At 41.0% G+C, this 25889-nt stretch carries 26 protein-coding genes and 2 pseudogenes; 7 read left to right on the top strand and 21 right to left on the bottom strand.

The genetic code is table 11. The features are described from left to right. Positions 1-199: 199 nt before the first annotated feature. On the top strand, positions 200-415 hold the full coding sequence (locus V7K50_RS09215; RefSeq protein WP_334959274.1) for a hypothetical protein: 216 nt from the start codon (positions 200-202) through the stop codon (positions 413-415). 115 nt (positions 416-530) lie between these two features. Here the strand turns inward: V7K50_RS09215 and V7K50_RS09220 are convergent, their stop codons facing one another. The 5 genes from V7K50_RS09220 to V7K50_RS09240 form a co-directional block, all read right to left on the bottom strand. Next, complete coding sequence (locus tag V7K50_RS09220; protein WP_334959276.1) at positions 531-3686, bottom strand: DEAD/DEAH box helicase; 3156 nt, start codon at positions 3684-3686, stop codon at positions 531-533. Between the two features lie 35 nt (positions 3687-3721). Continuing rightward, entirely contained in the window at positions 3722-4012 is a 291-nt protein-coding gene (locus V7K50_RS09225) for a type II toxin-antitoxin system RelE/ParE family toxin (protein WP_334959277.1), read from the bottom strand. Next, positions 4000-4347, bottom strand: a complete 348-nt coding sequence (locus V7K50_RS09230) for a hypothetical protein (RefSeq protein WP_334959279.1) — start codon at positions 4345-4347, stop codon at positions 4000-4002. The genes V7K50_RS09225 and V7K50_RS09230 overlap by 13 nt, the downstream gene beginning before the upstream one ends. A gap of 158 nt (positions 4348-4505) precedes the next feature. Next, positions 4506-4724 carry a hypothetical protein gene (locus V7K50_RS09235; protein WP_334959281.1) on the bottom strand — a complete coding sequence of 73 codons (219 nt, stop codon included), beginning with the start codon at positions 4722-4724 and terminating at the stop codon, positions 4506-4508. Positions 4725-4779: 55 nt separating this feature from the next. Beyond that, the gene (locus V7K50_RS09240; RefSeq protein ID WP_334959283.1) at positions 4780-5442 is read right to left on the bottom strand and encodes a Uma2 family endonuclease; all 663 of its coding nucleotides are present in this window, start codon (positions 5440-5442) and stop codon (positions 4780-4782) included. Positions 5443-5559: 117 nt separating this feature from the next. Between V7K50_RS09240 and V7K50_RS09245 the strand changes: the two genes are divergently transcribed. Then, a complete protein-coding gene (locus V7K50_RS09245) occupies positions 5560-5832 on the top strand; it encodes a hypothetical protein (RefSeq protein WP_334959409.1) in 273 nt (90 codons plus the stop codon). Continuing rightward, a complete protein-coding gene (locus V7K50_RS09250; RefSeq protein WP_334959285.1) occupies positions 5829-6194 on the top strand; it encodes a clan AA aspartic protease in 366 nt (121 codons plus the stop codon). The genes V7K50_RS09245 and V7K50_RS09250 overlap by 4 nt, the downstream gene beginning before the upstream one ends. A 34-nt stretch (positions 6195-6228) precedes the next feature. On the opposite strand, the gene V7K50_RS09255 is transcribed toward V7K50_RS09250, so the two are convergent. From V7K50_RS09255 to V7K50_RS09295, 9 genes are all read right to left on the bottom strand, one after another. Then, entirely contained in the window at positions 6229-9093 is a 2865-nt protein-coding gene (locus V7K50_RS09255; RefSeq protein WP_334959287.1) for a DUF1156 domain-containing protein, read from the bottom strand. 5 nt (positions 9094-9098) lie between these two features. Then, positions 9099-9596 carry a PIN domain-containing protein gene (locus V7K50_RS09260; protein ID WP_334959289.1) on the bottom strand — a complete coding sequence of 166 codons (498 nt, stop codon included), beginning with the start codon at positions 9594-9596 and terminating at the stop codon, positions 9099-9101. After that, positions 9593-9883 (bottom strand): hypothetical protein, encoded by a 291-nt coding sequence (locus tag V7K50_RS09265; RefSeq protein WP_094345577.1) that lies wholly within the window; start codon positions 9881-9883, stop codon positions 9593-9595. The genes V7K50_RS09260 and V7K50_RS09265 overlap by 4 nt, the downstream gene beginning before the upstream one ends. Before the next feature lie 62 nt (positions 9884-9945). Further along, the gene (locus tag V7K50_RS09270) at positions 9946-10374 is read right to left on the bottom strand and encodes a DUF7680 family protein (RefSeq protein ID WP_015130210.1); all 429 of its coding nucleotides are present in this window, start codon (positions 10372-10374) and stop codon (positions 9946-9948) included. A gap of 1 nt (position 10375) precedes the next feature. Next, on the bottom strand, positions 10376-13771 hold the full coding sequence (locus tag V7K50_RS09275; protein WP_334959300.1) for an ATP-binding protein: 3396 nt from the start codon (positions 13769-13771) through the stop codon (positions 10376-10378). A gap of 79 nt (positions 13772-13850) precedes the next feature. Then, positions 13851-14027 (bottom strand): hypothetical protein, encoded by a 177-nt coding sequence (locus V7K50_RS09280; RefSeq protein WP_334959302.1) that lies wholly within the window; start codon positions 14025-14027, stop codon positions 13851-13853. Then, positions 14024-14317, bottom strand: a complete 294-nt coding sequence (locus V7K50_RS09285) for an HNH endonuclease (RefSeq protein WP_094345565.1) — start codon at positions 14315-14317, stop codon at positions 14024-14026. Before V7K50_RS09285 ends, V7K50_RS09280 begins: the two co-directional genes overlap by 4 nt. Before the next feature lie 347 nt (positions 14318-14664). Further along, positions 14665-15354, bottom strand: coding sequence for a hypothetical protein (locus V7K50_RS09290; protein WP_334959304.1), 690 nt, complete (start codon positions 15352-15354; stop codon positions 14665-14667). A gap of 142 nt (positions 15355-15496) precedes the next feature. Next, positions 15497-16579 carry a tyrosine-type recombinase/integrase gene (locus V7K50_RS09295; RefSeq protein WP_334959306.1) on the bottom strand — a complete coding sequence of 361 codons (1083 nt, stop codon included), beginning with the start codon at positions 16577-16579 and terminating at the stop codon, positions 15497-15499. A 258-nt stretch (positions 16580-16837) separates the two neighbouring features. Here V7K50_RS09295 and V7K50_RS09300 point away from each other — a divergent pair, with 258 nt between their 5' ends. Next, positions 16838-17320 carry a hypothetical protein gene (locus tag V7K50_RS09300; RefSeq protein ID WP_334959308.1) on the top strand — a complete coding sequence of 161 codons (483 nt, stop codon included), beginning with the start codon at positions 16838-16840 and terminating at the stop codon, positions 17318-17320. 188 nt (positions 17321-17508) lie between these two features. Here the strand turns inward: V7K50_RS09300 and V7K50_RS09305 are convergent. Then, positions 17509-17730 (bottom strand): annotated as a pseudogene (locus tag V7K50_RS09305) (AIPR family protein); the annotation flags it as partial. 84 nt (positions 17731-17814) lie between these two features. Here V7K50_RS09305 and V7K50_RS09310 point away from each other — a divergent pair. Both V7K50_RS09310 and msrA (V7K50_RS09315) read left to right on the top strand, forming a co-directional pair. Beyond that, a complete protein-coding gene (locus V7K50_RS09310) occupies positions 17815-18411 on the top strand; it encodes a peroxiredoxin-like family protein (RefSeq protein WP_334959310.1) in 597 nt (198 codons plus the stop codon). A 350-nt stretch (positions 18412-18761) separates the two neighbouring features. Then, positions 18762-19253, top strand: a complete 492-nt coding sequence (msrA, locus tag V7K50_RS09315; protein WP_334959312.1) for a peptide-methionine (S)-S-oxide reductase MsrA — start codon at positions 18762-18764, stop codon at positions 19251-19253. Between the two features lie 49 nt (positions 19254-19302). On the opposite strand, the gene msrA (V7K50_RS09320) is transcribed toward msrA (V7K50_RS09315), so the two are convergent. From msrA (V7K50_RS09320) to V7K50_RS09335, 4 genes and pseudogenes are all read right to left on the bottom strand, one after another. Then, positions 19303-19980, bottom strand: a complete 678-nt coding sequence (msrA, locus tag V7K50_RS09320) for a peptide-methionine (S)-S-oxide reductase MsrA (RefSeq protein ID WP_334959314.1) — start codon at positions 19978-19980, stop codon at positions 19303-19305. Between the two features lie 122 nt (positions 19981-20102). Continuing rightward, on the bottom strand, positions 20103-21119 hold the full coding sequence (gene egtD / locus V7K50_RS09325) for an L-histidine N(alpha)-methyltransferase (protein ID WP_334959316.1): 1017 nt from the start codon (positions 21117-21119) through the stop codon (positions 20103-20105). Positions 21120-21435: 316 nt separating this feature from the next. Next, positions 21436-21977 (bottom strand): annotated as a pseudogene (locus tag V7K50_RS09330) (hypothetical protein); the annotation flags it as partial. A gap of 290 nt (positions 21978-22267) precedes the next feature. Beyond that, entirely contained in the window at positions 22268-22852 is a 585-nt protein-coding gene (locus V7K50_RS09335; RefSeq protein ID WP_334959318.1) for a TetR/AcrR family transcriptional regulator, read from the bottom strand. 140 nt (positions 22853-22992) lie between these two features. Between V7K50_RS09335 and V7K50_RS09340 the strand changes: the two genes are divergently transcribed. Beyond that, a complete protein-coding gene (locus tag V7K50_RS09340) occupies positions 22993-23496 on the top strand; it encodes a GNAT family N-acetyltransferase (RefSeq protein WP_334959320.1) in 504 nt (167 codons plus the stop codon). 113 nt (positions 23497-23609) lie between these two features. On the opposite strand, the gene V7K50_RS09345 is transcribed toward V7K50_RS09340, so the two are convergent. Together V7K50_RS09345 and V7K50_RS09350 are read right to left on the bottom strand one after the other, a co-directional pair. Next, on the bottom strand, positions 23610-24257 hold the full coding sequence (locus V7K50_RS09345) for an MOSC domain-containing protein (protein WP_334959322.1): 648 nt from the start codon (positions 24255-24257) through the stop codon (positions 23610-23612). An 89-nt stretch (positions 24258-24346) separates the two neighbouring features. Beyond that, complete coding sequence (locus V7K50_RS09350; RefSeq protein WP_334959323.1) at positions 24347-25666, bottom strand: 2Fe-2S iron-sulfur cluster-binding protein; 1320 nt, start codon at positions 25664-25666, stop codon at positions 24347-24349. Positions 25667-25889 lie beyond the last annotated feature (223 nt).

Here is a 25889-nt window from a genome sequence, read left to right on the forward strand (position 1 = left end):
CAAGGTTTTCAGACTCAGTACACTTTTAAAATTCCAGTCGGAACGCTATATATCTGTCAAATCAATCTAATACACACATAAGTCTAATTGTCAATATCAATTTGACCTGTCTTTGAGTATACCTCCTCGTTTAAGGTAAAATTTGGCGATTTAAAACTACATAGCATGGTTATTTTACAGCATTTTTAAGAAGGAAAATATGACTTATTCTGAGCAATTAAAACCGTGGTGTATTGTCCGTGATATTCCCAATCAAGAAAATATTGTTGTGAAAAGATTCCGCCGACGTGATGATGCTGTTGCTTATCTGCAAGTGTTGAAGCAGTCAGCGAGAGATATTGCTTTTCAAATCATTTTTAAGGCTCAAAACGTCAATATACCACGGGATAATGAAGCTTTGAACGGTTCGTTTTGAGAAGATTTTAAAATCATAAAAATACTAACTTATGGGATGATATAATCCCGTATTTTCGTTAAATTTCCACCCCATATCCCACTACGCCAGGAATATAAATGTTAAAACTGTAGGCTCAAAAATTAATGGATTCTAGCATTTTTTCAAACAAAGGGTCGCCAAAATTCATTAAACGTAGTGAAGGCATTTCATCAAAAATATTAGGGTAAAAAGTAACCATGTAATTCTGCCCTTTGTAATTCAGTTGCCAAGTACGTTCGCTCCTTCTCTCAAACTGCACACCACTGGCTTTTAAAATTGCTGAGTCGGTGAATAACTGCTCGATAGCTTCTGGCGTAAAAGGAGTAGAGGGGATTGGTTTTTGAATTTCTGCTAAGTCAGCGTCCAAGTCCATTGCTACCATTTCTTCAATTGCTAAACGAGGCGGTGGGCTATCTAACACAGAATCGAATTCAGACATTAAAACATCCTCTTCTTCTGGATCAGCACTCATAACAGCCCGTTCAATAAAGGTAGGGACTTGGGCTAGAATAGGCTGAAGATTACCAACAACAGTGGCAAAAGCGTTTATGCGATCGCGCAATTTTCGATAAACTTTCGCTTCTACAGTGCCATCATAATAAAAATTGTGGATTCGCACAGTCGGGTATCTTTGTCCAATGCGGTCAATTCTCCCAATGCGCTGTTCGACCCGCATGGGATTCCAAGGCATATCATAATTAATCAACACCCCGCAATTTTGTAAATTCAACCCCTCAGAAGCAGATTCAGTACAGAGGAGAATTTTGATTTCATCTTGGCGAAATCGGCGTTTAATTTCTTCCTTGGGAACTAAACACCACTCCCCATTCTGGTACAGTTCCCCACCACGACCAGAATAACAAGCTACTTGGCTACCGTACAACTCCTTTAATGTATCCCGTAGATAGTCCATCGTGTCAGTGTACTGGGTGAAAACGATCGCACTTTCTCGGTCAGTTAATTCTTGGCGTAAAATCTGAATAAAGCGAGAAAGCTTGCTATCTTCCCCAGTGTTTTCAAATTGGCGTAGTAATTCTTCAAGATATTGAATTTCCTGGGGGTCTACTGGTTCAAAGAAAGATTCCAACCCAGCAATCACTGCATCATCCTCATTATCCACATCTACTAAATCGTCGTCACTTAAAACGCTTCCCCGTTGAGTTAACAAATAATCCAAACGACGTTGCAGAGATGACTTGATAGCATAAAATGAACTGGTCAAACGTTTGCGGTAAAGGGTCATCAAAAAACCCAAACAAGAACGCTGATCTATTTGTGCCAGTCGGTAAAAGTGACGTACATAGTCGCTGACAGCTACATAAAGCGGTACTTCCCGTTGGGGTTCCAGCGTAATAGCATTATCCTGCACAACTCTAGTAGGAATATCCCGCTCTAACAGTCCCCTCTGATAGTATTGTCGGAGAGTGTCGCGGGTGTGGCGGAACATCAAGTCTTTTAAGGGAGTATTCACTGTCAAGTATTGGCGTGAGGTGTCGATAAAGTCTTCATCTGCCAATAGTTGTTTGTGATTGGAGATTTTCTTGCCCCGTTGCCAAGTATCCTGCATTTTGTAAGCAAGGATGCGATCGCTCTTGGTCAAAAACTGCTCTAATCTAGAACTTGGTTGTCCGCCGCGCCCAAAGTAATCACTAGACATGACTTGCCAAAAATTAATTACTTCCTGCTTGACAGCACCTTGTAGCGAGGCGAAATAATAGCAGAAGTTATCGCCATAACTCCAATGTCCCTGCAATCCCAGCAGATTTAACAAGTCGAAAACTTCTATGGCATCAATTTGCATAGGAGTTGCTGAGAGAAGAATCAGGGATTTTGTCTTCTCCTTCAACTGTGTCATTAACTGTAACAAGCGATTAGGCGTTTCCTTGCGGTCTTGGGGACTCTTGCGACGTGCATGGTGTGCTTCGTCTAAGATTACTAAATCCCAAGGTTCTGCTGATAGTAGCTGGTGCATTCTGTCAGTTCTCCGCACCAAATGAGAAGAAGCCAGGATTAAATCTTGGGTATTCCAGGGATTAGCTGCTGCGGGGATAGTCCGCTTGTAGGGGTCTTTAAATTCTGTAGATGTGTAACTCCAAAAATGCAGATTAAATTTTTCCCGTAGTTCTTCTTGCCATTGGGGTTGGACACTAGCAGGTGCTAAAATTAGTACCCGCTTCACTTTTTTGGATAACAGTAGATAACGCAGAATTAAACCAGTTTCAATAGTCTTTCCTAAACCAACTTCATCAGCGATGAGAAAACTTTGGGGAAAATTTTGAGCAACGCGGCGCAGGATTTTAATTTGGTGTGGCCAGGGGTGAATGGGAATTGATTTTAAACAAAAGTCCAAGCAACCGGGATGTTTATGAATATTGGCAAGTTGAGTAAATGCCAACCGTTCTTCTTCCCTTACTTCTGTAGAAATAGCTGAAGAGTCTGGTTTTAGTTCCGGTTCTGGTTGTGCTGCTGTTTCAGTTAATTCTATTTTTGTTAGAGGTCTAGAGTCAAATTCATCCTGGGCATTCCAATCAGGTTTAGTAGATTTTGCGTAACGCAACAGCTTTTTCTGTACCGCCTCTGGAACTTCAAAAACTCGCACGTTAGGCGATACGTCATACCAAAGTTGCTCAAATCTCGCTACTTCTTCTTCAACTCTATCTAGTTCCCTTCCTCCCTCCCAAGAACAATAAACGTGAAAGGATTCTACATTTCTCTCCCAGCCACCGATAGATTCGTTATTGGAACCGTTAAATGCTAATTTCTCGCCCTTGCTATCAGTAAAAATGCCAACTTTTTCGTGAAATATATGCTGTGGATCTAGTTGCTGTGTACTATCTTCAGGTAGTCCATTTTCTTTGAGAGGAATAGCAATTTTAATATCGAGATACTGGTTTTGAATCAACCAACTGAGAATTTCTAAGTGTTTGAGTTGGGCAAAACTTTCTGGTGGTTTTAAGTCTGCGTCTAGACGAGATAGCAATGCGTCTCGCAGTTCGTATCCCTGTTGAATTGCTTGTAAATCTTGGGGGCTAAACTGACAACCCATAATTAACCGCATTCGCCCTTTGTTGTGCAGCATTGCACCTAAACCCCGTGCAACTTTACTCAGGATAGCACTGCTAAAAAAACCTGCTTTCCGGTCATATTGAATGGCACACTCTAAAGCAGGAATGTAGAAATCAGTGATGGTGTTATGGGTGTTGCTGGTGTAACTAATTTTCCAAGGATATTCACGTAAAATTTTCGGCATATTATGCGGTTGTTTATATCCTTTAAAAATTAATACTAACGAGGTCGATTCTCTCGCCCGTGATAAATGCGTAAAATAACAACATCATCCTCAAGAATAACGTAGTGAATTATAAAACCGTATTTACCAAAAGAAACTAAAAGTTTTCGTAATCCTGCTATTTCATCTACAATCGTGCCTCGACGAGGATTCTGCTGTAAACTCTCGCCTGAAGAGACAATTGCTTGTACTGCCCGTGCTGCTGCATCAGGATTATTAAGTTTGATAAAATCGTAATGACGATTTAAGTCGTCAATTGCACTTTGTGTCCAAACTATCTGGGACATGGGCGTTCTTGTTCAGTTCCTAAACTGTCTGCCCATTCGCGCACACGGTCATGCGCCACTCCTGAACCTGTGCTACGGTACGCTTCGAGAGCGGATTGGCTCTGCTGAACCATTTGGGCTTCAGTAAGAGGTTGAAAATTTAATGCTGCGTCTATCTCACCGTACTCAAATGATTCTTCTGTGGTTTGAGTAACTTGATTTGTCACTAACTGCTCAAAATCTTCTAAATCCCCTGATGAACTAGTTAGCCATGTTAACAGGAGAGTTTTTACCTGTTCTGGGGGTAAAGTTTCAATATGCTCTAAAATTTGCTGCCTAATATTGCTTGCTGTCATAAGCTTTTAATTTTATTAGTATCTCTACTATTAATTACAACATTTTTCACTTAACTCTCATCTAATTTTAGCTAAAAGACCAGAATTGAGCAAATTTAGGAGCTTTTGTTGTTGGCGGTTTACCAAATTTTTAATAATCAATAATTATGCTCTTCTATTTATTCAAATATTTCTATTAACTCAGGTTGGTCTTTCCACGCACCGAATAATTTGTTGAGTCTTGCTAATCTCTCTGAATCTGTTAAAGACTGTTTTGTTTGTTCAATTGAAGCTGCACTAATTTTTAAATCAATAATAATTTCTTTACCATCAGGAATCTCGTTGATTTGTTCTAATAATTCTATAGTTTTACCACGCTTAACTCCTCTAATTCTCATTGCTATTTACTCCTATATTTGCTAAATAATAGTTAACTGTTAACCGTCAACAAAATTAAAGTGTATTTGGGTCAATTCCTTGCTGTTGTAATCTGGCTAATAAATTTTGCAATTGTTCTTCTGGGGTTTGGTATCTGTTCCCATTTTCGTCATACCAAAATAGCCATTCTCTTGTTCGTCCTTGATAATTACCCTGTTCCCGTCCAATACCTAAACCAATTTCGGGCATCCAAATTTTATCCCCTGGTTGTAAAATGTATTCACCATTAATTAAGCGATAAACTTCTAAACGTTGACGCTTACGACGTAACCGTGTTGGTGCATAAATAACATAATACAAAATGCCTAATTGTGCATAATCAATTTTTTTCTGTTCATATTCGCCATTGTAAGTTTGAGAAACAACTTCTAAAGCTAAAATTGGTGGAATACCCTCTTCTTCCCACAAAACATAACTAGAACGTCCATTTTCTCCCACAAAACGTTCAACACCCAAACTCAGGAATCCATCCGGGACTATGGCTCTTTTATTGGGTGTATAGTAAACTCCCATGTTAATGCCGAAAAACCAGTCATCGCGGTTTTGCCAAATAGCGGCTAAGATAGCTAACAATAAGTTAGGAATTAATATTTGCAGTTCGTTATCCACAGGGGTATCATCTGAATCTGGTAATTCTGCCGATGAAGGTAGGCAATGTAGGGGATTGTATTTATACATAACTTTTAAGCGAAGACAGAATACTGTCACTACAGGCTAACGCCTACATCAAATTTTATCAAATAAATACTACTAAATACTACAATGCTTTAATAAGTAAAAATAGGTGTAATTGTGATGCAATCAATTTTCTGGAGTGTAGAAGAAGTAGCCCTAAGAGCTAAACAGTTTTATGAAAACGGTATTCGTCAAAATGTCGAGTCTAGTGACAATATCGGCAAGATGATTGTGATTGATGCAGAAACGGGTGAATATGGGATTGATCCAACTGGTGTAGAGACAGCGTTAAAGTTAAAACAGAAAAACCCTAATGCTAGATTGTTTACTATACGGATTGGTTATGATGTTGCTGTAAGTTTTGGTGGTGCAATGGAGCGTACTGCTGAATGATTTATGGAAAAGTAATCGATGGTAGGGCAATAATTCCAGTGGTTTTTCGTTTACCTTCGCAGCCAGATTTTAATTTGGATTTTGTCATTGATACTGGATTTAATGACCATCTTACTTTACCATCACAGGCAGTCAGTGCGATGAACCTTCCCTTATATTCTAGTACCGAAGCAAGGTTAGCCGACGGTAGTCAAGCTTTATTGTCTATACATTTGGCAACAATTGTATGGGACGGTATAGAAAGATTAGTTCCAGTTTTAGCTGCTGGTTATAAACCTTTGCTTGGGACTTCTCTGATGGCAGGATATCATCTAGAAATAGATTTTCAAGACAATGGTTTAGTTTCCTTAAAGAAACTCTAATCGATTATTTGTTGTTTGGGCGGGTTCGGAATTATCAGAATAAGTTCAATTGTCCACCTTCATTAAATGGTATCTCAGGTTGCACATAAGACACTTTGGCTTTGATTTCATCCATAGCCAACCACAAATCTAATAAGGCTTTTTCTTCAGTCAGGCGTTTCTTTTCATCACCGATGCGGGGAATGACTTTCAACGCTACTTCAAATGTCCGCATAAATAAATCGTTGCTAACTAAGCCTGTATTTTTCATAAATCTACGGACTGGTTCTGTATTTTCTTCCTCTTGGTAAAGGGCGATAATGGCGTGGAGTCCATCAACTAAATATCTGGCAGAAAATTCAGTATCGGTGACGGAGAAGGCGCGTTTTTTCAAGCGTTGTTGCGGGGTGAGTAATTTACAGTAACCACTTGCAGAATCGAGTAATTTGTGTTTTTTGACTAAATCGGAAACATCAAAACCACCCACTGCTAAAGCCAGTTGTCTCGCTTCATCGAAGGGGAATTCTCGCGCTTCAAAGGTATCCCATGCCAAGATGTACCATTGGGTTAAGGGGTCGATACCGTTGAAGTCTTTACCTTCTAATAGCTTTTGTAGTCGGTATTCGACTACTGCTTGGCGTACTTCTTCAAATGCTGCTTTAGGTTCAACTTGATTCCCGGCGCTGTCGAGGATGGAACTATATTTGGTAAACACACTTAAAGCTGAACCGAAAGCACTTAAGCACAAGTTTATACCAGGGGGTTTAATGCGGCGTTGTGGATCTGCTACTCTATCAGCAGCAGGACGAGAATCTTCAGTTAAGCATTTTTCGAGTTCTGGTGCTTTTTCAAAGACGATATTTCGCACGTCAATTCGCACATCATCCCACCAAGCTTGTTCGGCATTTGGATCGCGTTTACGGCATACTAAAAGCACGGTGCTGGATACTGCGTTTTTCTGCGCTTGGTGCAAGTTTTGGGGGTTTTCAGTATTGACTGCCCAAGATGCGGTAATCTCGAAACCAGCATCAATGAGGGATTTGGCTAACACATCCCACGCGCCGGAGTCTTTGTGGTTAAATTGTACTGTCATTACGCCGTCGTCGCGGAGGACTCGGTGGTATTCGGCGAACGCCATTGCCATTTTTGCTTCATAGTCTTGGTTGGCGAGTTCTTCGGGTGATACTCCCATGTTGCGGAAGCGCGAAGGGTTGGCGACAGCTTCGCGGTCTTTGTCGGTGAGTTCTAGGTAAAATAATTCTGGGAAGATGTCGCCAAGAGTGCGTTTGAGCCAGATGTAGAAGAAGTCTGATAGTTCGGCGTATTGGATTGTACCGTAGTAAGGTGGATCTGTGATAACTGCATCTACAGAGTTATCAGCAATGTGAATTAAATTATCAGCTGACGCTGCATCAATTTGAATTGATTTTGGATCGTGTTGTTCAATTCCTGGAATACCTGTTGAACCTGGTTTAGTTCCAATTAATGTGCATAAGTTTTTGTAGTCTGATGCACAAGCATCGACACATCTATACCATAATTCATCAATACCGCTAGTTTCTGGATAATTCCACATGAGGTTAAGTGAATGTTGAGCAGATGCGCCTTGAGCAGATATTCTCGATGATTGCCAGTGAGCTAACCTACAATTAGCATCAGCACACCTGTCAAAAACTAAAGCTAAATAAGTTGAAATAGCTTCTGCTTTTTCCCATTCATACTCAGATCGAATTAATACTTTTGCTTCATTGATAATTTCTACATAGGTAATTAGGGTTAAAAGTTGACGGGGGTTGAAAAATCTTTCCCAATTAATCAAGCCTAATTTATCAACACAATCTCTTTCGTAAACTCTATTACTATAAGGAATAAGAATATCAGGAATAAAGTTATCTGGTTTACTACGATTCTTTTCTAATGTCGATACTGCTAGTTCAACTCCTTCTATATCAATATCTTGCAATGTCCTAAACTCTAAACTTCCTTTGCCTTTTTTATAAGCCACTGCATATAGTTGATGTCCTAACCCTTCAGCTTGTGCTTGAGATTTAATAACATCATCCTCAATTACACTTCCACAATTAGGACATTTGCCTACACCTCTGCTCATGGTGCTATAATCATTTGGGTCAAAATCTCCCACCTCAGTTTGTATTGTCGTCCCCTGACCCTTCCCACCCTTAACCAATTCAAAATCAACCCGCTTATTTTCTAGATTAGGAATTGGCTTGACACCACACCACTTATGTAAATTCTGCTTTTCTGGGCGTTTGTATAACCACCAATTTGGACTAAGCGGTACAACAGATTCACAACTTGGACAAACAACCGTATGCGCCCATAAATAATTCTGCACAGTTTCCCCAGGTAAAGAAGGGAAAAATTCAGCTAGCCTTTTCTCCGTCTCATCCCCTACCCACTTCACCCATTTATCAATATCCTGCTGCAAATCTGGGCCAAACTTTAGCGGATATTCCATCGCCGCCTTCATCGTCACCACCGCCACAGGATTTAAATCAGAAGCCAGCACATTTAACCCATATCTCGCCGCCTCAAAAGGTATACTTCCACCACCTGCAAAGGCATCTAAAACAGTTGGTGTGCGAGTTCCCCAAACCTTTTCACAATAATCCTGCACCTTCTTAATTTGCACAGAATTAGGCGGTGTTTTATATAGCTTTACCTCCTTCCCCGGTACTAACCCCAGCAAATATTCAAATTCTTGCATTGTGATATCTGCTGGTAATAAAGAAGCCAACACACTGGCGCGACTAAAAGATAATGGCTTACGCGAATACCAGCGATGTAATCCTTTAAATGGATTTCCCCCGTGTTCAAAATTAACTTGCTCATTTAATACCTGCACAGGCATCATTTTTTCAATAAATACAGTAGGGCGTTTAGAAGTTGAGTCAGACATTTTTATTACCAACCATAAGTCCGAATATTATTAAAATTAATTGTATCAATACCTACTTTTTGCAGATAATTAGCTAACTTGAAATCATCTGTAAGCACTAAATATTTATTTTTTGCTAAAGTCACAATTCCACAGTCAGTCAGCCCATATTTAGTAAAATTATCTAGCTGAACAGCATTGACACTTTCAATATAAAATTCATCTAATGCAGTCATCGCTTGAGCAAATACAGAGTAACATTGAGAACGTTCTGGTTCACCAATCTGGTTAACCAGACTATTCACTTCAGTCAGCACATTAGGAGTTGTAACAATTTTTGAGAAATATGACAAGATACTCACTAGCAAATCGTAATCTTCCGGTAAAAACTTTTCAGTCCGATTAAATTGTGATATTCGCCCCCGATTTACAGTCCCAACAAACCAAAGTAATAAAATATTTGTGTCAATTAAAATTCCTTTTTGTTTGTAAGTTTTAAACAACGAGCTAATATAATCTTTCATACCTCACGAATTTTCATCGATTTTACTTCCCCCGTTTCGGCATCTACGGTAAATATTTTATACTCACGTTCATATTTAGTAGCTAAAGAAATAGCTTCAGGGATAAGTGTTCTTTCAGTCTTAGCAACAGGGCGACTAAAACCTAAAGTTACATACCAAAACCTTTTATTCTCTGACAATTCTACTTCTTCAAGCAAGATATCATTGATAGAATTACCTATCATATCCTGGATATCTTCAAAATATTTTTTAGCAGCTAGAACAGCACCACGCACGTCAATTTTCATATATTTTATCTCCTGATTTATAGTTATAACTTTATTTATAACTGTTCACCGTCAACCGTCAACTAATCCCCCAAAAGTACACGAATCGCTTTCAAAGCCTGATTACGTTTACCATTGCTAATCTTGGCAAACCAGTAGTGCGATTCTTCATAACTCATAGCTCTAATCCCTTGGGCAATATTCGCAATGCGTTCTATTTTAGAAAGCGGTTGCAAAGTCTGAAACAATAATGCCAGATTTATCCCTGATTCCTCATTCAAAACATAAGGAGTTTGGCGATTGTGACTTAGGGTTTTAGGGTCATAATTATTCGCCTTCAAAGAATCATAAATTGCCTGTTTCACCTGAATTAAAGCATTGCCCTTTAAACGCCCAATGCGTTTGGCAGAAGGACGCTTTTTTTCACCGGCTTTTTTATAAGCACATTGATACAACTCCAGGGCAAAGTTATTATTATCTGTAGGAACCACTCGCAATTGAAACTCTTGCATCTCAGTACGTTACTTTAGCCGTCAAATTCAGCCTGTCAACCGGATTACGATTCAGGGCTTGTTTGATATTACTGATTTCTGCGCCGTTTGGTTGCACTGGAGATGAAAATTCAAATACTAGCTTCAGCGAAACGTCAGCTTTTACATCCGGGCTACTTAGCAAAGTGTTAACAGCCCCCTGAAAACTCTGAAATCCTTTAACTGGCCCTTGATACTCTAACCTGATAAACTGTTCATTAACAGTAATAGTTGCCGTTTGGTCTATTTGCAAGGGTAGCTTGATCAACATAGGGAAAGCCGTCATCAACTTGCGGTAGTCCATCACTTGCCCAACGGAGATTTCCAACGACTGGATACCCTGAACTTGATTATCTTGGATGCGATCGCCTAATTCATTAAACACCCGATCAAGTGTTCCCTCCAAATCAAATTCTTCCGGCTTGGCTTTAAATATAGACAGATCATCCCACGAACCGTTCCCATCCTCGCCTGCGCTTGGTGTGCTGGGTGTTCCAGTACCATAAGCCAATATCTTCGCTAGGGTTTCCCTTTCCTCTACTTCGCCATTGCCGTAGTCAGCTACAATTTTGAAAGTTGTGGTTTTAGCGATCGCTGTTTCGTACTCATCACTAGGGCGAAACTCCCCTGTAACCAAATTCCCATCTTGATACAGCTTAATCGTCAAAGCGCCCGATGCTTTCCACCGTATCCGTACAGGTTTTACCGATTCTGTACTGGACAAGACTTGAGCATTCAGTTCAATTTCTCGCGGTTTCGGTGGTTCCAGAATTCCCCGGCGATAGAGTTCCATCCGTTCAGAAAATTCTATGGAGTCGGGTAGGGTAAACTTCCCGTCATCAGTTTTAATAAACAGCTTTTCTCCTACTTTCATATCCCAGTTACCAGTCTGCAAACCTTGGCGGATGGTATCTCGCAGCTTTGAGATTTCGGCATCGACGAATATATTTAAACTCAAATCTTTAGCGAAAGCTTCTTTTAATGCTTTAGTTGTCCAATGGTTTAACCCAGACAGCCATACCTTCTGCAAAATATAAGCAGGGGCGTAAGATGGTGCGTCATCAGCACGAATTTTCTGACAATCTTTCAGTGCTTTTAAGATGACATCTTGTTGATTATTTTTACCCTTAACATCGCTAGAATCTTGGGCGGGAAGGGTATAGTGCATCAAACCCTTGGGAGCTTTTACTGGGTCATTAGCAGGGTAAAATAAATGGCGGTAGGCATTTGTTAAAGATACTCTTACCCCTAAATCAAGAGAACCTTTTTTATCTTTGAGTTGCTTTTGCTGATTTTCTGATAAATCTTGCAAGCGATTGGGAGAATTTAGAATATTTTGAATAGCCCGAAACTCTCTAGCATTGTCAATTGCTCGTTCTAATTCTTGCCTGTTGGCAACTAAAAATAACAACCGATTTCTAAAAGTACGGAATTTACCCGACTCACCTGTTTCATTAAAAATTTTCTCCACCATTGGCGGTGGCCCTTCGGTAGTTACAGAAATAGTCGCCTCGTTAAAGTCAATTAAACACAGGGCGATGCTATCAGACACATCATCCACATCTGCTGGTGATTCCGGTGCAATAACTAACGTCAGTAGTCTATTAGCAAAAATGGCATCGCGGCGACTTCGTAAATCATCCTTCGCCTCGGTAATTCCAACTTGGGCTTTTTCTTCAGCAATAATTTTATTGATTGATGGTTCTTCCTTGAAACGAGCCAGAGTTGTCATCGGATCATTTTCCAAGTACCAAGCAACTTCACTCAACCTTTCTAAGGCAGTATCAACAAAACCAATTTCTAGCCCTGGTGTCAACAAAGACAAATTTAATTCGGCGCGACGAATACCCGCAGATATACCTTGAGTGATGGAATGCAAAAAAATAGTCCGGGCTACCCAAGTTGAAAAGGGAGGTTTACCAGCAGCAATCCATTCTGCATCTTGTAACTGAGCGTGTGCCTCTCTACCATCTTTGTTGTAAATATCTGCTTGGATCGTAATCCGCATCAAAGGACGTTCTAAACGGGCTGTTAAATCGCTGGTGATTTCTTCTTCAATACCAACAGGAATGTGGTGAGAATGAATTAGCGGTATCCAATTTCTTGACTGTTGACTGTTGACTGTTGACTGTTGATTGTTGACTGCTGACTGTTGATTGTTGACTGCTGACTGTTGATTGTTGACTGCTGACTGTTGATTGTTGACTGTATTTTTCCGGTTAACCGTCAACCGTGAACCGTCAACAGTTAACTGTGAACCGTCAGCATTTTGCCACAGATAACGTATAACTCCAGCAAATAACCGCAAAGCGCCTCTGGTGCGTTGGAAGTTAGGAATTGAGGCAATCTTTTTAGTCAGCAGATTAAATAATTCTGGGTGGAAGGGATAACTCTGCTCGATACTGTCGGCATAACGTGCATCTTTGCAACCATCTGGTAAATTAATCCGACTAGCTTTATAAGTTTGTAAATATTCTTTTGAAGCATTATTGGCAGCGTTAGCTTCAATACTGCTGAACATCCTCTGTTTAACTATATTGTAAATTTCAATATCAGTGCTGGGTTTAATGATCCGCTCTTGCCTAGCGGTAGCGGAAATGGTTTCCCGGATTTCGGTGGTTTCTTCGCCAAAACTGTCAGTGGAAGAAGCCAGGGTGTAAACAAATACTAAATTATTACAAGATGCCGCTAAATCCATGAGGGCGAATAAAAAAGCAACTACCTGTCCGGCTAAATTGCTGTTACCAACTAGAGTAGCCTTGGCTTTTCTCAGGTATGAGGCAATTTCGTCGATGATAATGACTGTGGGTTGCCCTTGGATTATCCTTTCTAAAACCACTGTGCCTGGACTGACTCGCTGTTCGTCAGAACCTTTAAGCAAGCTATAACCCGCTACACCATTAATTTGATAAGCAATTTCTCCCCAAAGGGTATAAGTGGTAACGCCAGTGTCCGCATGGTAAACACCGTTAACTGGATCAAGGTCTTGGCAAGCGATCGCAGCTGCTTGAATCGGTCGGTCTGGAATTAAATTAATGTTATCAGTAAAACGGTCTAGTCCAGGAATCTCTCGTCCATGTTTAGCAATATGCCACAAAGCAATTTCATCGTGGGTTTTACCGCCACCAAAGCTGGTTTCCAGTCGAATAATAGGAGAACCGACAGCTTCCCCGACTAACCGCCCAAACACTTCAGAAATTAGGGTTTTCAAACCATCGGTAGCAAATGTATTGGCGAAAAAGGCTGTGGGGTCTTGGTAGACTTGCGGCGCTTTCCCTTCCACAACCAGTCGTAGCTTGGCGGCGAATAATTCGGGGGAGAGTTCCCCTGCTAAAATTTCTTCTCTGGGAAGACACGTTTGAAATACTGGCGAAAGCATTGGTATATATCAATAGTTGTTAATTGACAGTTAACTAACAACCGCCAACAGTAGCTTGTTGTTAAATATACAACTTATATTAAGTATAAGTTTTAAAATTCTGATTTCCATAATATTGTAAGCAACAGTGTAAGTTGGGCAAAGTCCCCAAAGCAGAGATTTGCGATCGCCACCGAAAAGAGCGGGTACGCCATCGCACTTCATGTACTGCCAGGGTGCGTTCATCAAGGTTCTGTAATGTTTGTGCATCACTCATTTGAACAATGACAATTGACCAGGAGAAATATTGCCTCGTCGGAATCGATGGTAGTAAAGATGACAACCACTACATAACGGGGCAAGATTTTCTAAGCGATTGTCAGAAGGATCAAAATTAAAGTGGTGTACCTGAAGTGTATAGACTCGGCGCTGGGATAAGGTTAGCTCTGGTGGCTTTTGTCCAGGACGCAGGCAAACGCGATTGCATCTAGTACAGCGCCAATCAAAAGATTCTTTGATAGAGGTGGCGATTTCTTTCCAATTCTGGGGATAGCGGCTGGTACTCATGAAAATACTTGAGAGAGCAACAACATGAGGTAATTCTAATCGATTAAGTACTCTTAAGGTAGTATTTGTGGCACAAAAACGTGTTTAGAGCTTTGATGAGTATAGTACAGACAGCTTTTATACCAACAATAGAATCAGGACTAAAAGTGATTGAGAAGTGGTGAGGCAGAAGGCGATCGCCTAACTATCTCCTAAGTAAAAAAGAATATTTATTACGCTTTCAATAATATTAATATTTAAAGCTGCTATTTTGAACAAAAAAAATTCTAGCACTCGTGAGAGAAATTAAGCTGGTGTTATGCCAAAAATCAACAAGTGTGTAGGCGTATTTAAAATTAATAAAAATACTAACTTACCGGATGATATAATCCAGTATTTTCGTTAAATTCCCACCCCATACCCGATCTATCCTTGCCCTTGCACCATGCCACAAAAAGCGGTGGGTGCAGCTTAATTCGCTGTTCGCGTACAGTTTCTTGACTTACACCAAGTCTGGAAGCTAAACCTTCTTCGCTTAATGGTTGGATTCGGGGAGTATGCACTTTGAAGGATGAATTATTGTACGATTTATTGCCCCGCCTCGGTTGGTTATTGAGATGATTTTGAATTTTAATAATCGCCTCAGTAAACTGTGTCATTCGGGCTGTTATCCCCTCAATTTTTTCTGATAAATCGGCGAGATTATGGATTGCTCCGGTTTCGTTGCTATTAGATTCACTTGAAAACTGTGACTCCAGCTTATCAAGTCGTGAGCAAATAGCTAATATCGTTTCATTCGTAAGACTGACGTTACTATTGTTACCAGCAACCAAGTACTCCTCAACACTTGCCTTAATCTTAGAGTCGAGGCGTTTATCTAAATCATTGCCACCAATTGCATCAAGGTTATCTATATCATCTAGGTAGAGTTCGATAAATTGGGTCAGCGTGGCTGTTGCCGTCGTCCCTTTCGACTTACAACGGGCAATAAACTGCGACCACATCTTTTGGTCGCAGTTAAAAGATGCCAGCTTCTTGTTTTTCCCTGTTTGGCTCATGTCTAGGTACTATCTAGGTAAACCGTGACTGGACGCGGCTGAGTGAGCGCGTCATCCCGAAAAGATAACTACCTTGACACTATCATTTTGGAGCGCATGAGTGCGATGGCGTACCCGCCATGAACCGGTGGCGATTGCTTTTTTACCGATGTTTGCTTTTTTTACGCAGTGCGTGAGAAGTCCCAACACGCCCGACATGGTGAATGTACTTTGCAGTCGTCGCCGGCGAAGCATGGCCCAAATCTGCTTGCAAGTCAAAATCAGAAGCTCCATTTTTCTTAGCCAGCGTCGCATGAGTGTGGCGCAGAAAGTGGGCGCTGAACTTAATTCCCGCAAAAGCAGAAATTTCCGCCATCATTAACCGCAATCCGCGATCGCTTAGAGGTTTACCTCTGTCTCGACGACTGGGACTAGGAAATACCGGCTCATCATTGCTGGCATTGCCACGGTAATCCAGTAGCACCGCACTCGTCTCCGGATCGAGACTAATGGTTCTGGTTTTATTTCGTTTCCCCGTCACAGTTAATAACAGACAATCTCCATCCTCCCGAAACTGCCGCCAAAATAACCCCGGTGTAACTATGCGCTTACCATAATCAGAAGTTTGCCGCGCAATTTCTCCCGCCCTCACCCCACTGTAAAAGACGAGAGTCAACAGCAGCCAATGCATCTTATTAGTGTTGTGTTGCAAATCTACTTCAATCGCCGCTTTTTCCAACTTAGCAATCTCGCGTTCCGACAGAATGCGCTCTGCGAGCTTATCGTCCCATTGGATACTTAAGTCCTTGCCCAAGTCGATAGCAAAATAACCAATAGAAGCTCTAGTACCCCACTCCCACAAACTTTTAATCGCCGCCGTGTATTTAGCTGCCGTATTTTTACTAATTCCATAAGTATTTTTCTGCCCCCGTACTGGCTTTTCATCCTTTAGCCAAGCAAGATTTGCGTGTAGATGGAATAACGTTACCATCCTCAAATCAGATATCCCAAACCGCGACTGCATATAATCAGCAAGCTCATAACCAATTTGCCGATATGCCCGTCGCGTTTGGTCGCTTTTAATAGTGACAGAATGTACCCATAGCTCAATTAGCTGCTCCGTCGAATTAATTCTCTGGCGGTTGGGAAAATAATAATCCACAAGCGCGACACGAGCTTCATCAAGCGGCAGAGTCACCACCTCCACTGCAAGTGATTCCACGCTTAATACAGGTAAATTTTCCATAAGATAAATCCCCAACCCCCACTGATAATTATGATGCCGAGAACTATAATTCCCGGTATCTTTATGATAGTTGTTTCCCAGACACGATCCAATTGCCCATCTAGAATCATCTATATCGTATATACGCGGATATCCCGTATGCGATGATAGTAGGGGGAGATAGAGAGGTAGGGGGAGTAAGTAAATATTAGAACTCGAAGCAAATGGTTAAAGAACTGATTAGAAATCACTTTTCCACAACAAAAGCGCGAGGGACTGGTGGAATATCCGCAGATAAATATAAAACTTCTGTCTGAAGAAGACCGGGAGTTGGTGAAGAGGGCCAAGCAGCGTGCTGAGGATTTGCGCTTAACTTTTAAAGAGTTTGTGCTGGATTGTATTAGAAATGCACTCGTGGAAGAGAGTCCCGATAGTGCAGATAGTGTAACTGCTGCTGAAATTGAAGCTTTGAAAGCTCAAATCGCCGCCCTGTCAGAGAAAGTGAGCATTCCTTCTGCAAGCAAAACGGAAGTGCATACCCTCCAGGAGCGGTTAAATCAATTGCGGGTGGGGATTTCAAATGAAATTAAGAAGGATAGGGAGCAACTTGCTTCTTTGACGTTGGCGCTCTCCCGGCTTGAAAGCCAAATTGAACAGTTGGTGCCTTCCTTAAATCTTCAAGTGGATGGCGAGGTAAATTCAAACAGTGATGGCGATTGGCTTTTTGGGGAAGACTCCGGTGCTGAACTACCGTTAACTTAAGCATGGGAATTGAAGAATGGGGACGGCGTAAAGCCTGCGGCATAGCTAAGCTTAACGCGCAGCGTCTCGTAGAGAATAAATTCGCCTGCGCCTTTCTTCCATGCTTTCAAGCACCAGGTGTCCCCGCAGCAGAACACTTGGTGTAGTTCACCTGACTTGAAATCTGCTGTAATTATTTAGTGGAGATTTTAGCCTTGTGTGAGCGTTAATTCTTCACGCTTGGCGGAATTGACAATTTTCACCAAATGCTGGTTTAAATAACTTTGGGCCGAAATGTACAGACTTTCCCAAATTTCTTGATTGCGACAAATTTTAGTCCCCACTGTATTTCCTGCTGTTTTTTCCGATATCAAGTATTTACGGTAATAGTTACCCCACAGGTGTTGGAGAAAGTTTTCCGCAAATTCGTCTTTTCTTATTTCAGTAAATTCACTGCAACAGTATTTCTCTAGAAAGGTACATAAAAGTATAAGTTAACTTTCAGGAAAATTACGATGAATTTTACAGAGTCTCTCAAAAATGAGCTGATATCTTCAGGTATAATTGAACAAGCTTTAAAGGTAGGAGATATTATTCCTAATTTCATTCTACCTAATGCTTTCAGCCAAGCAGTAGAATTACAAAAACTACTAGTTAGTGGGCCTGTAGTTATTTCCTTTTTTCGAGGTTCTTGGTGTCCTTTCTGTAACTTGGAACTAGCAGGACTCCAACAAGCATTACCTGCAATTAAAACATTAGGAGCATCAATAATTGCTATTTCACCTCAAACTACTCGTCATACCATATCAACTGTAGAAAAACATGAACTAACTTATGAAGTATTGAGCGATCGCAGCAATATGATTGCTCGTCAATTTGGAATTGTGTTTCAAATCCCGGAGTATCTAAGACCTATATTAGAGTCAAAGGGTCATGTGTTACCTAGATACAATGGAGATGAGTCTTTTGAACTACCTATTCCAGCTACATTTGTAGTCGATCGAGACGGAAAAATCGTTTATGCTTTTGTTGATGCAGATTATACTAAACGGTTAGACCCAATTGAAATAGTGAGTATTCTAAGAAATATTCCTATAGTTAGCAAAAGCTAGTACAGTACGGCGTAAATAAACCACCCATTCCAAATCAATACAACTCTTGGAGAGGCTACGCCTTAAGCGTAGCTATGCCGCAGGCTTTACGGCAAGCTCTGTTACCATGAAATGCTTATGCTGCATTCATTTTTAATTCTGCCCTGCGGTAGCAGTATATTAATTTTAGATTTCACTATTTTTTCCAATTCTTAGATAATATTCAGCTTTATATCATACTCGTATCAGGATAATCTGTAATTCTAATAATTAAAATAAATCAGGCAGGATTTAGAAAATATTTCCTTCTCAAGTATCTGTCTGATTTGATGAGTTTCATTTAAAATTATCACAAAATAGTTGTCAAAGATATGCAAAACGCTAATCTACAAAAAGCGACATTTGGAGCAGGCTGTTTCTGGGGAGTTGAAGCAGCATTTCGTCAAGTAAAAGGAGTAACTTCTACAGCAGTTGGTTACAGTGGCGGACACTTTGATAATCCAACCTACGAAGATGTCTGTAGAGGCAAAACTGGACACGCTGAGGTAATGGAAGTGGAATACAATCCAGCAATAGTATCTTATAATGAACTGCTAAATGTGTTTTGGAATAAGCACAATCCCACAGCATCAAACCATCAGGAGCTAGATGTTGGTTATCAATATCGGTCAGTAATATTTTTCCACACTCCAGAGCAGGAATTATTAGCAAGAGCCTCCAAGGAGCAGCTTGAAAATAGTTCTCGTTATCACAAAAATCCAATTGTGACGGAGATTGTATCTGCATCGCAATTCTATAGAGCGGAAGAGTATCATCAGCAATATCTGGAGAAGCATGGACGAGCGTCTTACAAGATAGGCTAATCTTTCACTGGATTGAGGGGATGTTAAAAGTCGAATGCTGTAAATCCCCTTACTTGCTATACATATCAGGGAACTTTGCTTGAAGTTTAGCCAGCTTCGGCAAGTCATTCACTACCACATAGCGATCGCTCGGATGATGCACTATATAATTCTGATGGTATGCCGCAGCCTGATAAAAACCTTTCAAAGGATCTAATTCTGTCACAATCGGCTTGTCGAAGATTCGCGATTTGTTGAGTTGAGCGATATATTTTTGTGCAGCCTGTTTCTGCTCATCGTTAGCAAAAAAGATCGCCGAACGATATTGCTTACCTGAGTCTGGGCCTTGTCGATTTAACTCTGTCGGGTCATGGGCTACCAAAAAGTAGACTTTTAGAAGCTGGTTATATGATATTTTTGATGGATCGTAGGTGATTTTCACAGATTCAGCATGATTAGTTAATCCAGCACTAACAATTGCGTAGTCTGCGGTTTTTGCATCGCCTCCAGAAAAGCCAGAAACAACATCAGAAACACCTTTGAGATGCTCAAAAACCGCTTCCATTCCCCAGTAGCAGCCACCAGCGAAAACCGCTACTTGCTTTCCCTGCGGTGCAGCATTCGAGATATCAGTGGCGGGAGCAGAAAGTATCACACGAGATGCACCGTATAGGAGTACAACAGTCAGCGAAATGATGGACAAGTTGCGTAATAACTGGCGGGAGAGAGTAAAGTTATGAATTGACATAAGGTTGTGAACTCCTTTATTTAATAGACGAAGAACCGAGTTTATTCAGCTATTTTGTCATTAGATAGCAATCTTCAAACCCAACTCGGCGATAAAAACTTTGGGCAGAAGTATTTTTCTGCTTATAGATATTCATGAGTTGTAATCTGACGTTGGCATAATATTAACCCAAACCAACCTTGAGGATCTGACCAGATTTGTAATGGCTGGAGTGCATGATTCTCTAAAACAGAAACTAAAGTTGGTAGATGAAACTTGCGGGATATTTCGGTACGAACTGTTTCCCCAGACTGGAGAGAAACCTGATAATCCAAAGCTTCTAGGACTGCGGTTTGATTTTTGAGACTTCGTAGATGCATTTCAATTTGGTGAGCTACTGGGTTGTAGAAAGCCCAATGTTCAAATTGGTTGACTTCAAAATTACCTTGAAAGCGTCGATTGAGATGGTGCAAAATATTTAAATTAAAAGCTGCTGTTATAGATTGGGAATCATTATAAGCTGCCTCGATAATTTCTATTGGCTTTTGCAAATCCACCCCAAATAAAAAGAATTCTCCAGGTTTTAATGCTCGTTGAATTTGAGTGAGAAAGTCGTTGCATTCTTGCTCATTTAAATTCCCTAGCGTACTCCCCAAAAAAATTAACATTCGATTCTCAAATTCAGCAGGTGGAAGCTGTGCTAGCGCTTGTTCGTAAGTTCCTGCTAAACCGCAAAGTTTTAATTTCGGGTACTGATGAAGCAAATCTAAAGCAGTAGTTTGAAGAATTCCGGCACTAACATCAATGGGGAAATATTGCAGTTCTTGTTGAAATTGACTGTATGCATCTAACAACAGGCGAGTTTTGCGAGAACTACCACTACCTAGTTCTATCAAGGTACATAAACCTGTCATTTGGGCGATTTCTAGGGCAGATGTTTCTAAAATTGCTTGCTCGGTGCGAGTTGGATAGTATTCTGGCAGTTCACAAATCTGCTCAAATAGTTCTGAACCTTGGTCATCGTATAAGTAACGGCATGGTAAGGTTTTAGGTTGATTGCTTAGTCCTTGAATAATATCTGTGTGTTCCTGAATTGATAGCTGAGACGAATGTAAATTAATCCAGCGAAAGCGAGAATCTTCTTTTTGTTGAATCCTCAATTTATTGCTCTCCTTAATTTATTTTTGGATTGAAAAAGAGGCAAGGGAGCAGGGGGGACAGAACAGAAAGGGGATTCGACACAACTCTTGGAGAGGCTGTGCTCAGTGACCACCCCACCTGTTGCGCTCAATCCCGTAGGGTACGAGAACTACTTGTAAGAAGTGGGGGCACTCAGACTCATGTTCCGCTCTGCTTTACGGCTCTCGGTTGGGGTCATTTCCCTCTGCTCCCTGCCTCTTCGTTGAGGTATAGAAAAGCTCGATATGCAAACTTATAGCCCGATCTCCTGTTATGAAAGCAGTGATTTGAGGGGATTTATGCTATAGCGATCGCCTTTTTATCCTGCTGAATTTTTGGTTCCTGATGTTGTGCTTCATATTCACCAAATTGCTGAATAAGTTGAGCAACTAATCCTGTCCATCCAGTTTGATGACTGGCTCGAATTCCGGCTCCGTTATCACCATGAAAATACTCATGGAATAAAATTAAATTCTGCCAGTGTGGGTCATTTTGAAACTTTTGTATTCCACCATAAACAGGTCGTTGACCAGAGGCATTTTGCAAGAAAATTCTAGTTAACCTTTGAGATAATTCTGATGCAACTTCCCAAAGCGTCATCATCTTACCAGAGCCGGTAGGACATTCCACCTTGAAATCATCGCCCAGGTAATAAAGGTAATTTGCCGTTCATGTAAATGTAGCACATCGTAGTAAAATCCATCTGATTCATTCCACAAACTGGCTTCCATTTCGCCAATTTTATTCATCGCATCGGCTATGTAGAGAAAATGCTCAAAGAATTTTGTGGCAATATCTTCATAAACAGGATTAGTCTTGGCTAATTCTAGAGCGATCGCTTAAATATGGCCTCCATCTGCGCCAATGGGCTATGTGATTTTGGGCTTCTGCTAATCTGATTTCTTCTTGGGTTGGAGTTGTCATCATCTCACCCTCTGCATATCTGCACTTTATTTTAATTAATTTGCTATATTGAGTATCACGTTTTTATCAAAGATGGGGCTGATATTTTGATTAAAATTTGCTAGGTGAATTGATAAATAAAAATTTAGGATAAACTCAGGAAAAATTTATATTAGTTTTTATTATCAAAATAAATGATCATTCGATACTATCTGCTCGTCAGCGTTCAAGATGATGCAAGTATTGCATTGATATGTCGCCGCACAAGATATTTTTGTTGATCTGCGGAGAACTGCTCAGGACAAATAACAACACCAGTGCCAATGCCATCCACAAGGGCGATAAGTGCATTGGCTTCGAGGGTTAAATCAAGATCGGCTCGAATCAGCTTGGCTTTTTGTAAGTCAGCTAACTCTTGACAAATAAGCTGCCGTAGAAGGTCATAGCGTTTTCGGTGTTCCTGAACAAGGCGATCGCGCCCGATAGAATAGCCCAAAAATGCCACCCAAACCTTCCAATCAGCTTTGTCAATGTCCTCCAGAGGTAGAGCCACAAAAATCATCTGTGCTAGTCTGTCAATTCCTTGTTGTCCCTCGGCACAGGTTTTCATGTCCTCTAGGACGTTTTCAAACACCTGTTCCAGCGCAAATAAGGTGAGTTCTTCTTTATCTCGAAAGTAATGGGTAACAACCCCAGTCGAAGAGCCAAGTTCTTGCGCGATCGCCCGCATACTGGCACGATCCAATCCTTCACGGACAATCACCCGCCATGCCGCTTTCGTGACTTCAATACGGCGATCGTCATAACTCATAGCTTTCCTCGATTTACAGCAACATGAAACAAGTATCTTGACATCTTATCACAACAGTTGTTATGTTTTAATGCAACATAACAACTGTTGTAATATTTCCTTCAAAGGCTAACCTGTTTTACACACACACGGAGTTTGCGATGATTCGACCGACCATACCCAATGACACAACCGCGCTGATTGCCTTAGCCGATGCAACCGGACTGTTCCAACCGAACCAACTTGAGGAGCTTGGCGAAATGCTGTCCGATTACTTCGGTGGTATCAACGACAGCCATTCTCCACGAGACGGCAAAGCCGAACGCTTTTGGATTACCGACGACGACAACGGGGCGGTGGGGGTCGCTTACTGTGAGATGGAACGGATGACTGATGAGACGTGGAATCTACAGTTGATTGCTATCCGACCCGACCGCCAAGGACAAGGACGTGGTGCAACCCTGCTACGCTACGTTGAGCAAACATTGATGGCACGCGGCGGGCGTGTGCTGCTGGTGGAAACTTCGGGTACGCCGGACTTCGAGCGCACACGAGCTTTCTACCGCAAGTGCGGTTATGAAGAGGAAGCACGGATACGCGACTTCTATCAAGCGGGCGCTGACAAAATCGTTTACCGTAAGGCGCTGTCTGCTCAGGAGCAGTAGGCGCCCGCTTGATGCGATCGCTGTGACAGATTAATCTCCTACATAACTCTTGAAAAATAAAATAATTTATACAGAGAACGGGTTACAGCTTTATTTTCTAACATTAATGAAATTCATCTTTTAAACTTTTCAATTTGCTGCTGAAAGTAATCTTGCCAACCTGTAGGTAAAGCCTCAACTTGTACGGCGCGGTGTAACAATTCTAAGTCGTGTGTTTCCCGTGAATAAAGTCGGGTAATATCAGCAACAGTGACATTATTTGAGTCTCGACTGATTAACGACAAAGTATCACCATTTCCTACTTTACCCTCTTGCAGCACCGAAAAGTAGAACCCAGTTAGGCGGCTATCTAAAAACTGTTTAACTATATCAGCCCTTCCAAACTTAATTAAGAGTTTATAACAAGGCATTCGAGGTTGAGTCACCATTACCTCTGCGCTACCGATTTGGAAGCGATCGCCAATATTAACCTCATCTTCTAACAGCCCAACTGTGGTAAGGTTTTCACCAAACATTCCCCAGGGCAAATCCATGTCAGGTAACTTGCGCCGCCAATAGTCGTAATGCTCGAATGGATAAGCATAAACTGCCTTGTCTTTCCCCCCGTGGACACTCAAATCAGCTTGTCTATCCCCATCTAAATTGAGCGATCGCATCATCACTTGTCCCTCAACTGGTTCTTTAAAAATCCCAGTTGTAACTGTTTTGCCCTTCCAAAGTACTTCACGGGGAAGTCCTACATTGACTGAGATAACTTGCACAATTTCATATCTCCTCTAATCAAATTTTGTACCGATATTAAGCCTGATAGATCATAAGCTTGATATTACTGGATTATTAGAGGAATTTATTAAATATCCAACACCAATTTTGCCGTTCCAGGTTGAGAAATACAAATCAACACCGAACCCTGATCAGTTGTTGCAGTTGGTTCTTCTTGGTAAGCAACTGCACCTTCGCTGATTTTACACATACAAGTACCACAAACACCTACACGACAACTAAAAGGTGGATTAATATCATTAGCTTCGGCAAATTCTAGGATAGTGCCATCACTAGGTTGCCATGTCAAAGTTTTGCCAGATTTAGCAAAGACAATTTCTGCAAATTTCTCATCTCCAGTTGCCGTTTGAGTTTGTTTCTCAGATACACTTTTCATCGGTTTACCGAAAGATTCAAAGAATACTCTACTGTCAGGTACTCCCGATTCCTTCAACCCTTGCATTATGGACTGCATAAAAGATGGAGAACCACACAAAAAATACTCAGCTTCTTGTCGTACTAACTCTTGAATCAGAGCAGCATCAACATAACCAACACTGTGATATTCACCTGCATCTTCAGGTGTGGGACGACTATAGCGAAAATGCACATTCAGATTAGGATTTTGCCCTGCAATTTCCCTAACTTCATCCCGAAAAGCATGAAAATTTCCGTCTCTAGCACCATGTACGAACCAAATAGGACGAGTAGGATTGATGAGAGTACAAGCTTTCGCCATACTAATCATCGGCGTAATTCCCACACCATTGCTAATCAAGACTGCGGGGATAGGTTTCTGGACATCTAAAACAAATTTACCGTTTGGTGGTTTTGCTAGAATTACTGAACCTTCTTGAATGCGATCGTGCATAAAATTAGATGCTATACCGGGCATAACATCTAATCCATTCGGTGCAGGTTCCCGCTTAATTGAGAGGCGATAGTATTCACAGTTTTCAGGATAATCTGAAAGCGAGTAAGTACGAATTACAGGCTTATCGTGTCCAGGAATATCAAGTTTGATGGTTAAAAATTGACCTGGTTTAAAGTTGGGGATTTCCCCTTTATCTTCAGGTTGTAAATAGAAAGAAGTAATTTCTTCGCTCTCTTTCACCTTACGAACAACAACAAAATTTCGCCAATCTTGCCAAACATGACTATCTGATGCTTTGAGGTCTGGAGTAGATTTATTTCCAATTGCTTTGCTTGTATAAACTAAGCCAAATACTGCACCACTAGCTGTTCCAAATAGTGAGGAATAGACACCAAGTTGATAGGCAGATTTAGCTTTGGCATTGGTTACTCCAATTACAACAGCAGCAGATAAGGTGATTACTGAACCAACTGTAGCTGCTGCGGCTATACTTCTGACTATTAGATTCTTAATTCTTCCCAGACTTTCTAGCATTGTTGTCTCCTGTCTAATACTTTTAGTGACTATATCTGCGAAAATTCAGCAGGTGGAGGAATAATTTCAAGACCATACCATACCTCGGAGCCGCAGCCAAAACTTTTTCGATGTCTGCGGGAGTGACAGTAGGTGATGAAATCCTCTCTGAAACTGGCACACCCACTTCTATGAAAAACTTTTTAAACGCAGAGGAACACAGAGGTAAACGCAAAGGTACGCA

This window comes from Nostoc sp. (assembly GCF_036917135.1).
Classification (GTDB): domain Bacteria; phylum Cyanobacteriota; class Cyanobacteriia; order Cyanobacteriales; family Nostocaceae; genus Nostoc.